Origin of the sequence: Kribbella sp. NPDC056861 (assembly GCF_040687575.1) — a bacterium.
Lineage (GTDB): Bacteria > Actinomycetota > Actinomycetes > Propionibacteriales > Kribbellaceae > Kribbella.
Map to the genome: position 1 here is coordinate 814,091 of NZ_JBFBNQ010000004.1, position 13,241 is coordinate 827,331.

A 13,241-nucleotide genomic window follows, 5' to 3' on the forward strand; every position below is an offset into this window, starting at 1 on the left:
GTATTACTGAGTCATGCCAACGTCTACATCCCGCCCGGTGATCCTGACCGTGGACGACGACCCGGGGGTCTCCCGGTCGATCGCCCGCGACCTGCGCCGCCGGTACGCCGAGGAGAACCGGATCGTCCGGGCCGAATCCCCGGATCAAGCCCTTGAAGCGCTCAAGGAGCTCAAGCTGCGCGGCGAGCCGGTCGCGCTGCTGCTCGCGGACTACCGGATGCCCGGCATGTCCGGGATCGAGTTCCTCGAAGCGGCGATGGACCTGTTCCCGCTGGCCCGGCGGGTGCTGCTGACGGCGTACGCCGACACGGACGCCGCGATCCAGGCGATCAACGTGGTCGATCTGGACCACTACCTGCTGAAGCCGTGGAACCCGCCGGAGGAGAAGCTGTACCCGGTGGTCGACTCGATGCTCGAGCTGTGGAAATCGATCCCGGAGACGCCCGTCGACGAGACGCGGGTGATCGGGCATCGCTGGTCGGCGCCGTCGTTCACCGCGCGCGACTTCCTGGCCCGCAACGCCGTGCCGTACCGCTGGATGGGTGTGGACGACGAGGAGAGCCAACGGCTGCTCGCAGCGGCCGACATCGACGGTACGACGCTGCCGGTGGTCATCACCGCCGACGGCACGGTGCTCGTCGCGCCGTCGGAGGCCGAGCTGGCCGACAAGGTCGGACTGTCGACTCACCCTGCCGAGGACTTCTACGACCTCGTGGTGGTCGGCGGCGGCCCTGCTGGCCTCGGCGCTGCCGTCTACGGCGCCAGCGAAGGACTGCGGACCGTGCTGGTCGAGCAGGTCGCGACTGGTGGCCAGGCAGGTCAATCGAGCCGCATCGAGAACTACCTGGGCTTCCCGGACGGTGTGTCCGGAGCGCAACTGACCGACCGCGCCCGGCGGCAGGCGATCCGCTTCGGTGCCGAGCTGCTGACTGCGCGCGAGGTGGTCAAGCTGGAGAACACCGGCTCCGCCCGGCGGCTGCAGTTCTCCGACGGCAGCCAGATCGCCGCGCACTCGGTGATCCTGGCGACCGGTGTCTCGTACCGGACCCTCGAAGCGCCGGGCGTGGACGATCTTTCCGGTCGCGGCATCTTCTACGGCTCGGCCACCACCGAGGGCCCGAGCTGCGCCGGCCAGGACGTCTACATCATCGGCGGCGCGAACTCCGCCGGTCAGGCCGCGGTCTATTTCTCCCGGCATGCGAAACGCGTGCATATGCTGGTAAGAGGTCCCTCGCTCGAGGCGACCATGTCGTCGTATCTGATCGATCAGATCGGCGCCATCGACAACATCGAGGTGCACACCTGTACGCAGGTGGTGTCCTGCAAGGGTTCTGATCACTTGGAGTGCGTGACGCTGACGAACAGCGTGACCGGGGAGAGCTGGGAGGTGGACACGGAGTGGATGTTCGTGTTCATCGGCGCGGCGCCCCGGACGGACTGGCTGCCGGGTGACCTGTTGCGCGACGAGCGGGGATTCGTGCTGACCGGACCGGACCTGCGCGGGCGGCCGCCGGGCTGGGCGCTGGACCGCGACCCGTACCACCTGGAGACGAGCATGCCGGGCGTCTTCGCGGCGGGCGACGTCCGGGCCGAGTCGGTCAAGCGGGTGGCCTCCGCGGTCGGCGACGGAGCGATGGCCGTGACCTTGGTGCACCGATACCTGGAGATGCTCTGATGACCGAGTCTGTTTCCTCGACCGGCGAACCGCGCCGGAGCACGCGTGACGAGCTGCGCACGCTCTTCCTGTTCGAGTCGCTGACCGACGAGCAGCTCGACTGGCTGGTCCGCGAGGGCGAGGTGCAAGCGGTCGCTGAGGGGCGGGTCTTCCAGGAGGGTGACGAGGCGACCTGCTGCTACATCCTGATGTCCGGCGGGCTGCGGATGTGCAAGCTGCTGCAGGGCGAAGAGGTCGAGATCAACCGCAGCAGTCAGCGAGGCGTGTACGCCGGCGCGTTCAACGCGTTCTTCGGCGCGGACGACCGCAAGGGCTACACCTCCTCGATGTACGTGCTGGAGCCGTCGGAGTTCTTCGTCGTCGACGCGGCCGCGATGGCGACCATGATGAACGCCTGGTTCCCGATGGCGGTGCACCTGATCGAGGGTTTCGTGATGGGAGCGCGCCGGACCAACGAGACGATCGGGCAACGCGAGCGGTTGCTTGCCCTCGGCTCCTTGTCGGCCGGTCTCACGCACGAGCTCAACAACCCTGCCGCGGCAGCGGTCCGGGCCGCGGCGACGCTGCGGCAACGGGTCGCCGGAATGCGGTCGAAGCTCGGGATGCTTGCCGACGGCACCCTCGACGCGACCAAGCTGCACAAGATCGTCGAGATCCAGGAGGACGCGGTCGAGCGGGTCGCGAAGGCCCGCGAGCTGTCACCGATGGAGTTGAGCGACGCCGAGGACTCGCTGTCGGACTGGCTGGACGACAACGACGTGCGCAACAGCTGGGACGTCGCGCCGGTACTGGCCGCGGTCGGGCTGGACGTGCCGTGGATGGAAGACGTGCTGACCGCCGTCGGACCGGAGTACCTGGAAGGGGCGGTTCGCTGGCTGATGTACACCATCGACACCGAGTCGCTGATGAACGAGATCGACGACTCGGTGACCCGGATCTCGACCCTGGTCGGGGCCGCCAAGCAGTACTCGCAGATCGACCGGGCGCCGTACCAGATCGTCGACCTGCGCGAGCTGCTGAAGTCGACGATGGTGATGATGTCGGGCAAGTTCGAGGGCCTGACGATCGTGAAGGAACTGGACCCGGACCTGCCCCCGATCCCGGCGTACGCGGCGGAGCTGAACCAGGTCTGGACCAACGTGATCGACAACGCGGTCTCCGCGATGAACGGCTCGGGCACGCTGACGATCCGAACCCGGCGCGACGGTGCCTACGCGGTGGTCGAGATCGGCGACACCGGACCGGGGATCCCCGACGACATCAAGACGCGGATCTTCGAGCCGTTCTTCACCACCAAGCCGATCGGCGAAGGCACCGGTCTCGGGCTGGACATCTCCTGGCGGATCGTGGTGAAGAAGCACCATGGTGACCTGCGGGTCGAGTCGAAGCCGGGCGAGACGTGGTTCAAGATCGTGCTGCCGATCAACCCCGAGGCGGAAATCCAAGCCCAGGCGGACTTGATCTAGGGGTCTTTAAGGCTTGCCGACCAGTAGACAGAACGGGTGGCCGGCTGGGTCCGCGAGGACGTAGAGCGGCTCGTCTTCTTCCTCGGCGCGATCGAGCAAGATGGTCGCGCCGAGGCCTACTGCCCTGCGCTTGTGCCGCTCGAGCTCGTCCTTCGACGACACGGCGAAGTCGAGATGCAACTGCATCGGTATCTCCTGCTCGGGCCAGGTGGACCGGGGGAGCCCGCTGACCTGCTGGAAGGCAAGCTTCCGCCGGCCGCTGCTGTCGACCAGCACCAACCAGTCGGCATTGTCCTCGATGTCCTGAGCGTCCTGCGGTTCGTCCCCGGGGCGGTACTGAAGGCCCAGCAGCTCGCGGTAGAACTCGGCGAGCCCGCGGGCGTCGGTCGTGTCCAGCGCGGTGTGCATCAGTTCGGGGTAGCTCGCCATGAGGTTCATCCTGCGAGCAGTGCGGCCGCTCCGTCCACCCATCGCCCCAACGGACTGCTTCTACGGGGTGGTCCCAGCCACCGCCGCAAACACGTCCCCAGGAGTCATCGGTCGCGGATCGCTACGCCACATGGCCAGCGCGTCAGCTCTCACGGACTCGTCCAACTGCCCAACCCCTGCAGCGATCAACGCCTTCGCCCGGGTGATGTCGATCTCTTCGTACTCGAAATCGAAGTCCATGTAGTAGTCGTTGCGCAGGGCATTGTTGTCATGAAAGAACCCGGTGTTGCCGACATAGCTGTAGAGATGCTCGTGAGCCAACGCAGCAACCCAAACCAGCCGCTCGCCGTCCTTGACCAGAAAGAGTCTCATCTGCGGAGCACCTCAGGGGGTGAGGCCGGCGACGGCGGCGAAGACGTCGTTCGGGGACAAGGGGCGTGGGTCCGAGCGCCAGTTTGCCAGGGCTTCGGCGTGGGTGGTCTCGTCAGCTTGGCCGATGCCTTCGGCGATCAGGGACTTGGCTTGGGTGATGTCGATTTCCTCGTAGCTGAAGCGGTTGTCGATGTAGAAGTCGTTGCGTAGGGCATTGTTGTCGTGGAAGAAGCCGGTGTTCTGGACATAGCCGTACATGTTCTCGTGGGCCAGTGCGGCGACCCACAGACGACGGTCGCCTTTGGTGACGAGGTAGAGCTTCATCTGCTGGTCCCATCGACTTGGCGGCCTGCCAGTCTGTAGGCCGGGTGGGGTGGTGCTTGGGTGTGAGGCTTGATCCTCGCAGGCTGCGGCGGTTCCTCGCGGCGAGAATCACCGAAGGTGTTCACCTCGACCGGTTGTCCGCCGAGAGTACGCAGTACTGCGATGCCCGGTGGAGGCTCCAGCGAGTCCGACAGCTTGATGCAGAGCGCCCGTGCGGCGGACCGCTGCGCCGGACTCGCGTCTGCGCTCCGCTCGATCTCGTACGGCGTTGTCGTGGCCTCCTTCACCCTCGCGGATTCGGCTGAGTGGAACTGCACCTCCACGACTCCACCCGAGGGTAGTTGGAAGCCAACGTGGATCCCCTTGTAGCGGCTGCCTTCGGTGTACGAGTGCATCGCCGCGATCGGTTGCCAGCCGGCATCGCGGAGTCGGTCGACGGTCTGTTGCGTCTCGGCGACCAGTTGCCGCGGCGAATCGGTGAGCATCGTGTATCGGAGGATGTCGTCCGGTTCCTCGTCGTCCAGCGTCGCCAGCCGGTCGGAGTACTTGCGGGCTAGTGATTGCGGCGACTTCACCCTTGATTCCAGCTTGTAGCTGCTGCTGTCGTCGGACAAGGCTGCTACGAAGTCGTCAGTAGCCGCTCGCTCGCTGGCTACTCGCTCTTGTAACGCCTGCAGCGTCAACCGCGTCGCCTCCGCGCCGAACTCGTCGAGCAGTTGAGCCTTGGTCGGCACTCGGTTTCCCCAGTTGAGCGGGTGAGTGCGGGCTAGGGCGGAGTGCAGGTCGGCCGGCTCAGGGAGGTTGCGCAGGTCTGTGGGGTCGGAGCCTCCCGTCGTACTCATCCCTCAACGGTAGGGATTCCCCGAGGTGCTGTGGGGTGGATTCTGGGAGCTGTGGATAAGTCAGCGGAGGGCGGTGCCGTGGGTGTGGGTGAGGAGGGTCAGGTCTTCGCGGGTGGGGAGGGATTCCCAGTCGCCGTGGGCGCCTACGCAGAAGGCGCCGGAGGTGGTGGCGCGGGTGAGGCGGGCTTCGGTGGGGAGGTTGTCGAGAGTAGCGGAGAGATAGCCGGAGACGAAGGCGTCGCCGGCGCCGATGGAGTCGACGACTGATACCTGGAGAGCGGGTTGGTGGGTGGTGCCTTTGGTGGTGTGGGTCCAGGCGCCTTTGCTGCCGGCGGTGATGACAACCTCGGTCGCGGTGCCGGTGAGGAGGTCGACGATCGGGTCTGGGGCGTCGGTGAGAATGTCGAGCTCGTCGTCGGAGGCGAAGATGGTGGTGAGGTGGGGGAGGAGTTCGCGGAGTACTGCGGCTGCTTCGGTGCGGGGCCAGAGGCGGGCGCGGTAGTTGATGTCCAGCGAGACCTGGATGCCTGCAGAAGAAGCAGCCTGTACTGCGGCGTGGGTCGCGGCGCGGGCTGTCTCGGAGAGGGCCGGGGTGATGCCGGTGACGTGGAGGATGCGCGGGAGGTCGGCGGGGGATGCGCCGATGAGGGCGGCTACGCATTCTGCGGCGGTGAGGGTGGAGCCTGCTGAGCCTTGGCGGTGGTAGCTGACTCGGGTGATGTCGTGGGCTGGCTGGTCGAAGGCGATGAAGCCGGTGAAGGAGTCGTCGGTGAAGCGTAGGTGGCGGGTGTCGACGTTTTCGGCGCGGAGGGTGCGTTGGATCAGGCGGCCTGGTTCGTCGTTGCCTACGGCACCTAGCCAGGCGGCGGTGTGGCCCAAGCGGGCCAGGCCGATCGCTACGTTGCTTTCAGAGCCTGCTACTGACAGGTGGACGTCGCCGCCTAGTCGTAGGGGGCGGGGAGAGCGCAGGGAGACCATCGCTTCGCCGAAGGTGAGTACGTCAGGCATCGGAACTCCTTGAGGGTGCCGCCTCAGCTTGGGTGCCCGGGCTGAGGGATGCGCGGCTAGGCATCGGCTACTGACTGCAGGAAGCTGGCGGCGCGGGCTGCCAGTTCTGTTTGGGAGCCGCCGGTGCCTGCGTCGCCGAGGAGGGGGGAGCCGAGGCCTACTGCGAGGGCGCCTGACTGGAGGTACTGCGGGGCGGTGGTGACGTCGACGCCGCCTACTGCGATCAGGGGTGCGTTCGGGAGGGGAGCGCGGAGTTCGCGGAAGTAGCCGGGGCCGTGGAGTTTGGCGGGGAAGACCTTCACTGCCAGCGCGCCCAGGTCCAGGGCGGTGATGATTTCAGTCGGGGTGAGCGCGCCGCACAGCAGAGGTAGGCCGAGCGTGATGCTGCGGTGGGCGCCGCGGGTGATGGCCGGCGTGACGACGAAGTCGGCTCGGGCGGCGGCGACCTCCTCCGCCTGGACCTTGGTGATGACAGTCCCGGCACCGATCAGTACCGACGAGTCGAACTCCGTGCGTGCCTGGGCGATCGCCTCGGCGGCGCCGGGTGTGGTCAGCGAGACCTCGAGGATGGTGATTCCCGCGGTCACCAGCGTGCGGATGCACTCCAGGGCCCGGTCGGGGCCGTCCGCCCGGATGATCGCCAGTACCTTGCGTTCGGTGAGGTCCGCTAGCAGCACCACTTGGTTTACTCCTTGGGTGAAGACGTGACGGCGGAGATGACGAGTCGCCAGGTCAGCTCGCCCGATGCCGGTACCACGGCTGCGTCGTCCGGGCCGGCTTCGGCCAATCCGAAGACTCGGCCGAGCATCGGCTCTACCCCGAGACTTCGGTACGGCGCGTCGGCGGGATAGCCGCCCAGGTTTCGCCAGAGTGCCGTCGAGACAGGTTGCCCAGGGCAACTCAAGGTGAACGTCAGGATGGATGAGCGGTCGACGACGGATGTCGTTGGGCAGTCGATGAGGACCGCGCCGATCGCAGTACCGTCGGTCGGGCCGTAGACGTCGAGCGCTAGCTCCGACCAGGGGCCGCTCTCGGTCCAATCGGAGCCGTCCTGTGGGTACAAGCGGCCCACCGTGTCGGCAGGCACGTCGACGACAGCGCCTACCTCGCAGTCGAGCAGGGCATGGGCGGCCCAGATGAAGCGGTAGCCGGGGGTGGCGATCAGTCGGTAGTCGACCCAGATCGCGCCTTCGATGCCGACCTCGGCGGGAGTTTCGCCGCCGTTAAAGCGGCGGAGGAGGACGGCCTCGCCGTACGGGATGACGTCCCAGTCGTCGTCCTCGTCGAGTGAGCCCCAGGGCTGGTTCCAGAGGCCGCCGTGGTCGGGTTCGCCGCGGACGGTCGGGAAGCACTCGTCCAGGCCTCCGACGTCGAGATACGTCGTGAATCCTTCGCGTGAGCCGGCGACCAGACCGGGGCCGGACCATAGCCATTCGCGTCCGCCGAGGACCAGAGAGGTCCAGCGGCCGCCGTCGTCCAGGTCGACAACGACTTCATTCGTCGGCAACTCGGTCGGCAGGTCAGTGGGCTGCTCGTCCGCGGGCAGCTCGTCCGGGGGCAGTTCGGTCACCATTCCGCGAAGGATCCGTCCTCGTGTGTCCACACCGGATTGCGCCAGGCGTGGCCCTTCTTGTCCGCCGACCGTACCGCGGCCTCGTCCACCGTGACTCCCAGGCCAGGCAGCGGATTCCACTCCGCGTGGCCGTTCACCCAGGTGAACGGCGTCGGGTCGGTCACGTACGACGTGAGGTCGCTGTCCACGTTGTAATGGATCCCGCGACTCTGCTCCTGGATCAGGAAATTAGGCGTGGCGAAAGACACCTGCAGGCTCGCCGCCAGCGAGATCGGACCCAGCGGGCAGTGCGGCGCCAGCAGCGCCCCATGCGTCTCAGCCAGTACTGCGATCCGCCGCAACTCCGAGATGCCCCCGGCATGCGACACATCGGGCTGGACGACCGCGACCCCGGCCTCGAGGGCAGGCATGAATTCAGAGCGCTGGTAAAGCCGCTCACCAAGGGCAACCGGAACGGTCGACGCCTCGACCACCGACGCCAGGTGATGCAGATGCTCCGGCAGTACCGGCTCCTCGACGAAGAGTGGATGCAACGGCTCGACCGCGTGCAGGATCCGCCGCGCGCCAGCGACCCCGACCCGCCCGTGCAGGTCGATCGCCACATCCCGCGAGTCGCCCAGTACCGTCCGGGCAGCCTCCAGCCGCGCGACGATCGAGTTGATCTCGGCCAGCGAAGGTGACGGCTGGATGCGGCCGCTCGCGTTCATCTTCACCGCGGTCATCCCGGCCGCGACCTGCGCCGCGACCTGGTCGGCGATCTCGGCCGGCTCATCGCCACCGACCCACGCGTAGACCCTCGCGCGATCCCGCACCCGGCCGCCGAGCAGCGACGCGACGGGAGCGCCGTACACCTTGCCGGCGATGTCCCACAGCGCATGGTCGATCCCGGCAAGAGCACTGCTCAGCACCGGGCCGCCGCGATAGAAGCCGCCCTTGGCCAGGATCTGCCAATGCCGCTCGATCTGCAGGGGATCCTGGCCGATCAGGTACTCCGAGAGCACCTCGATCGCGGTCCGCACCAGTTCGGCGCGGCCCTCGACCACCGGCTCGCCCCAGCCGACGACGCCGTCGCTGGTCTCGATCCGGCAGAACAGCCACCGTGGTGCGACGAGGAAGGTCTCGATCCGCTCGATCTTCATTTGCGGCCCCGGCCGGACGACTTGCGGACCGCGGACAGGTCCTCGGCGGCCTTGGCCAGCAGTTCGCGCATCGCCAACTCGGCTCCCTCCGGGTCATGAGCCCGTACTGCGTCGACCACCCGCGCGTGGCTCGGGATGGGATCGTCGGACGGCTTGACCTTGTGCACCAGCCGGTCGCGGCCGGCCAGGCCGGTCTCGATGACGACCTCCATCTTGGTCAGCAACTCGTTGCCGGTGGCAGCGAGCAGGGCCTTGTGGAACGCGACATCCGCCTCGGCGGCGTCGAGGTCGTTGGTTGCCGACGACATCGCTTCGAGGGCAGCATCGAGCAGATCGATCTGCGCGTCGGAGGCCCGTACTGCGGCCAGCCGGGCGGCCGCCGGTTCGACGATTCCGCGGACCTCGTGGAGTTCCTCGAGCAGTTCCGGCCGGACATCGTCGTCGTCGAAGTGCCAGCGGATCATGTCGGCGTCGAGCAGGTTCCAGTCCGACCGGGGCCGGACGAACGTGCCGCGCTTCTGGCGCGCGTCGACGAGACCCTTCGCGGTCAGCACCTTGAGCGCCTCGCGGACCGCGGTCAGGCTGACCCCGAGATCTGCCTGCAGATCGGGCACGTTGATCGTCGACCCCTCGGGGATCTGCCCCGACAGGATGCGCTGCGCCATCACCTCGACGATCTGCCCGTGCAACCCGCGCTGCCCAGCCAGCCCCCGAGACATCCCACGCTGAATCCCCGTCATGCTGCTCTCCCCATCCCGCCGAACTCGCGCATCACGCCGGACTCCACACCCAAGTCTGCCTGTACGACTGGCAGGCCCGACTCCACTGCTTTCTTCAGACCTTTTCTCACGCTGAGTCCTTCGCCGCGGACCAGCCGCCGTCGACCAGCAGTTCCGCCGCGGTGATGAAGGATGCCTCCTCGGACAGCAGAAACGCCACTGCCTGAGCAACCTCGTCCGGGCGACCGAGCCGCCCGACCGCCGTGGCCTGTGCGCTCTGCGCCTTTCCCTCGGCGCTGACACGATCCCATGCCGCGGTGTCGACCGGTCCCGGCAGCACGGTGTTGACCCGAATCGACCCGCCGTACTCGACCCCGAGTTGCCGGCCCAACGCGACCAGCGCGCCCTTCGTCGCGGCGTACGCCGAATGGCCGGGGATGCCGGCGACAGCGTGCACCGACGAGACCAGTACGACGGCGCCGCGGCGCTCGGCCAAGTCCTGATACAAGGCCTGGAATCCGAGGAAAGTCGCGGTCAGGTTCACGTCGAGCTGGCGTTGCCAGGAGGCTGCTGGCAACTCGTGGGCCGGCCGGACGTCGATCGTGTACGCGTTGCTGACGAAGCCGTCGATCGATCCAAGTTCGTCGCGCCCACGAGACGAGACCTCGGCCCAGGTGTCGGGGGAGGAGACATCGCCGACGACGCTCAGCGCGCGGCGCGGGAGTTCCTTGCAGGGATGCAGATCCACCTGCACGACCGAGGCGCCCTCGAACAGCAGTCGCTGCACGCAGGCAGCGCCGATCCCGGTCGCGGCGCCGGTCACCACGATCACCCGCTCAGCCAGCCGCACCAGAAGCCTCCAGACACGCCAAAGATCTCTTCAACGATGAACGACCACCAGTTGACCGTGAGCGAGCGACCACGTCAAGCGATTTCATCGTAATTTACGAATTAATATTGACACGTCCAGGTGACCGGCTGCAAGATCCTCCGCAGAACGAACCACTCAATCGACTGGAGTAGTCATGGCGGGTCTGGCAGCTGATCGGCGGACGTTCCTCAAGGGGCTCGGAGCACTCGGAGCCGCGGCTCTGGTGCCGGGTTGCGCCACCTCGACCCCGACGCCGGGCGCAGGCTCCAGTACAGGGGCCACCGGCAACCTTTCGCTGCAGTCCAACCTCTCGGCCGAACAGGCGAAGGGGGCGATGGAGAAACTCGTTGCGGCGTACAACAAGACCGGTGGCAGCACGGTCAAGCTCAACACCGTTGCCTCGGAGATCTTCCGCACCCAGCTCCCGACGTACCTGACCTCGGCGAATCCGCCGGACGTCTACACCTGGTACGCCGGTTCGGTCGCGGACTCGTACGCGAAGAAGGATCTGCTGCTCGACATCTCCAGCGTCTGGGAGACGATGGGCAACTACCCCGAGTCGATGAAGACGCTGTCGACCAGCAGCAACGGGCAGAAGATCTTCGTGCCGACCAGCTACTACTGGTGGGGCATGTTCTACCGCAAGTCGAACTTCGCCAAGTGGGGCGTGACGCCGCCGAAGACCTGGGACGAGTTCCTTGCCGTCTGCAAGAAGATCCAGGCCCAGGGCGTGCCGCCGATCGGCATCGGTCTCGGCGACACTCCCTGGGTCGCGTCGGCCTGGTTCGACTACCTGAACATCCGGATCAACGGCGCGCCGTTCCACCGCGACCTGCTGGCCGGCCGCGGCCGCTTCGACGACCCGAAGGTCAAGGCCGTCTTCACCAAGTGGCAGGAAGCCCTCCCGTACTTCGACCCGAAGGGCAAGTCGTTCCCCTTCCAGGAGGCGACCTCCGCGCTGCTCGGCGGCAAGACCGGGATGTTCCTGATCGGCACCTTCTTCGCAGACTCGGCGCCGAAGGACGCGCTGGACGACATCGACTTCTTCCAGTTCCCGATCATCGACCCCGCCGTACCGGTCGCCGAAGAGGCCCCGACCGACGGCTACTTCGCCTCGAAGAAGGCCAAGGACCCCGAAGGTGTGAAGAAGTTCCTCACCTGGCTGGCCACCCCCGAGGCGCAGAACATCTACGTCGAGAGCTCCTCCGGCACCGCGATCCCCGCGAACCCGGACGGGAAGTCGGCCGACACTGCCTTGGTCAAGAAGGGCAAAGCGATGATCGAAGGCGCGAAGGAACTCACCCAGTTCTTCAACCGCGACTCCAGCGACGCCCTCCAGCCCACTGCCGACGCGGCCTTGACCAAGTTCCTCGACAAGCCCGACCAGCTCGACAAGATCCTCAAGGACTGGCAGGCGGCAGCCGAGAAAGTCTTCAAAGTTTGACGTCCTCCCCGCCATGAAGAACAGGGATTCCAACGACTACCTGGAGGTAGCGAGTTGAGGTTCACGCTTCGGCGAGACCGGTGCTGGCGTCCCTCGGCGTGCGCTGACGGCCCGTCCGGCCGCGATGTTGACTGCTCCGTTCACATCCGCGTTCGCCTGATGTCCGCAGGCCACGCACCGGAAAACCGCTTGGCTCTTACGGTTCTCCGGTGCGCGATGCCGGCAGACGCTGCAGGTCTGCGAGGTAAATGCCGGATCGACTCTTTCGACTCGCCCCGGCGCCTTCTGCTCGACGCGCTGGGCGAGCGACCCCCAACCGTTGGCGAGGATGCCACGATGGAGACCGGCTTTGGCGCGTCGGCGGTTCGGCAGATATCCGCCCGGTCGTTGGGGATCGGGTCGGGGTTTCGGCCGCTTGGTCATCTGGGCAATGCGCAGATCCTCCAGACGAATGATGTCGAACCGTCGAGCGAGATCAGTACTCGTCTTCTCGACCCAGTCCTTGCGGCGGTCAGCCTCTCGTGCGTGAAGTCTGGCGATGGCAGCCCGTACTCGCCGACGGCGGTTGGAGTTGCGGCGGCAGCGGGACAAGCGGCGTTGCAGATGCTTCAGTCGTCGCCGTTCTGCCCCGGACAGCCCGGGGCAGAACAGAAGTTCGCCGGTGGACAGCGCAGCCGACACTGCCACACCGCGGTCCACGCCGACGACCGATCCCGTGCCAGGAGCGGGAATCGCCGTCGGAATCGCGGCGAACGCGATGTGCCAGCGCCCGACGCGGTCACAAGTGACGCGGTACGACTTCGCTTCCGGTACGGCGCGGGACAGCCGGAAACGTACCCAGCCGATCTTCGGCACCTTCACCGCGGCCCACTTCCGGTTCAGGTCGACGATCCGGGAAGCCTGCGGGCCGACGATGCGGAAACCCTCGCGCCGTCCGGCTTTGCGCCAGCTCGGCCGTCGGTGACTTCCTCTGAAAAAGTTCTTGACTGCTTCGTCGAAGTCCCGCAGAGCCTGCTGCTGCACGGTCTGCGAGCCGGCCCGAAGCCATTCGAACTCGGCTCGTGCCTCGGTCAATTGCCGGCTCTTCTCCGTATAGCCCGGTGTCAGGCCCTTGTCGGCGGTCCACATCAACCACTGCTCGACGGCCAGGTTCCAGACGTATCGGGCCTGCCTGCAGTGCTCCCGCAATCCAGCTTGCTGCACGGGAGTCGGGTACATCCGGAAGCGGGACATGTACCGAACCCAATCAGCCGGCACCGACAGTTCTTGGTTCCCGAAGGGAGACGAATCAGGTGACAAGCACCGTGGCCGATACGGCGCCACCAGCAAGTCGTACCGACCGGGAAACAGAGCCCCCGGCCAGTCGGCGACGGCGTGGT

General features: G+C 66.7%; 14 protein-coding genes. 3 read left to right on the plus strand and 11 right to left on the minus strand.

Annotated elements, in window-relative coordinates; translation table 11 throughout:
* Positions 1–13: 13 nt before the first annotated feature.
* A complete protein-coding gene (locus tag AB0P21_RS23405) occupies positions 14–1,675 on the plus strand; it encodes an FAD-dependent oxidoreductase (RefSeq protein ID WP_363699257.1) in 1,662 nt (553 codons plus the stop codon).
* Positions 1,675–3,141, plus strand: a complete 1,467-nt coding sequence (locus AB0P21_RS23410; RefSeq protein ID WP_363699258.1) for an ATP-binding protein — start codon at positions 1,675–1,677, stop codon at positions 3,139–3,141. The genes AB0P21_RS23405 and AB0P21_RS23410 overlap by 1 nt, the downstream gene beginning before the upstream one ends.
* Positions 3,142–3,147: 6 nt before the next feature.
* Here the strand turns inward: AB0P21_RS23410 and AB0P21_RS23415 are convergent, their stop codons facing one another.
* From AB0P21_RS23415 to AB0P21_RS23460, 10 genes are all read right to left on the minus strand, one after another.
* Complete coding sequence (locus AB0P21_RS23415) at positions 3,148–3,570, minus strand: VOC family protein (RefSeq protein WP_363699259.1); 423 nt, start codon at positions 3,568–3,570, stop codon at positions 3,148–3,150.
* Positions 3,571–3,630: 60 nt separating this feature from the next.
* Complete coding sequence (locus AB0P21_RS23420) at positions 3,631–3,942, minus strand: hypothetical protein (RefSeq protein WP_363699260.1); 312 nt, start codon at positions 3,940–3,942, stop codon at positions 3,631–3,633.
* A gap of 12 nt (positions 3,943–3,954) precedes the next feature.
* Entirely contained in the window at positions 3,955–4,266 is a 312-nt protein-coding gene (locus AB0P21_RS23425) for a hypothetical protein (protein ID WP_363699261.1), read from the minus strand.
* Positions 4,263–5,108, minus strand: a complete 846-nt coding sequence (locus AB0P21_RS23430; protein WP_363699262.1) for a hypothetical protein — start codon at positions 5,106–5,108, stop codon at positions 4,263–4,265. The genes AB0P21_RS23425 and AB0P21_RS23430 overlap by 4 nt, the downstream gene beginning before the upstream one ends.
* A 60-nt stretch (positions 5,109–5,168) precedes the next feature.
* The gene (locus tag AB0P21_RS23435) at positions 5,169–6,116 is read right to left on the minus strand and encodes a sugar kinase (protein ID WP_363699263.1); all 948 of its coding nucleotides are present in this window, start codon (positions 6,114–6,116) and stop codon (positions 5,169–5,171) included.
* Between the two features lie 56 nt (positions 6,117–6,172).
* The gene (locus tag AB0P21_RS23440; protein ID WP_363699264.1) at positions 6,173–6,796 is read right to left on the minus strand and encodes a bifunctional 4-hydroxy-2-oxoglutarate aldolase/2-dehydro-3-deoxy-phosphogluconate aldolase; all 624 of its coding nucleotides are present in this window, start codon (positions 6,794–6,796) and stop codon (positions 6,173–6,175) included.
* A gap of 5 nt (positions 6,797–6,801) precedes the next feature.
* Positions 6,802–7,689, minus strand: a complete 888-nt coding sequence (locus tag AB0P21_RS23445) for a hypothetical protein (RefSeq protein ID WP_363699265.1) — start codon at positions 7,687–7,689, stop codon at positions 6,802–6,804.
* Positions 7,683–8,828, minus strand: a complete 1,146-nt coding sequence (gene dgoD, locus AB0P21_RS23450; protein ID WP_363699266.1) for a galactonate dehydratase — start codon at positions 8,826–8,828, stop codon at positions 7,683–7,685. The genes AB0P21_RS23445 and dgoD overlap by 7 nt, the downstream gene beginning before the upstream one ends.
* Entirely contained in the window at positions 8,825–9,568 is a 744-nt protein-coding gene (locus tag AB0P21_RS23455; protein WP_363699267.1) for a FadR/GntR family transcriptional regulator, read from the minus strand. The genes dgoD and AB0P21_RS23455 overlap by 4 nt, the downstream gene beginning before the upstream one ends.
* 106 nt (positions 9,569–9,674) lie before the next feature.
* Complete coding sequence (locus AB0P21_RS23460) at positions 9,675–10,397, minus strand: SDR family oxidoreductase (RefSeq protein ID WP_363699268.1); 723 nt, start codon at positions 10,395–10,397, stop codon at positions 9,675–9,677.
* Positions 10,398–10,572: 175 nt separating this feature from the next.
* On the opposite strand from AB0P21_RS23460, the gene AB0P21_RS23465 reads away from it, so the two are divergent.
* Positions 10,573–11,862: an extracellular solute-binding protein gene (locus AB0P21_RS23465; protein ID WP_363699269.1), complete on the plus strand. Its 1,290-nt coding sequence runs from the start codon at positions 10,573–10,575 to the stop codon at positions 11,860–11,862.
* A 36-nt stretch (positions 11,863–11,898) separates the two neighbouring features.
* On the opposite strand, the gene AB0P21_RS23470 is transcribed toward AB0P21_RS23465, so the two are convergent.
* A complete protein-coding gene (locus tag AB0P21_RS23470) occupies positions 11,899–13,095 on the minus strand; it encodes a transposase (RefSeq protein WP_363699270.1) in 1,197 nt (398 codons plus the stop codon).
* Between the last annotated feature and the right edge of the window lie 146 nt (positions 13,096–13,241).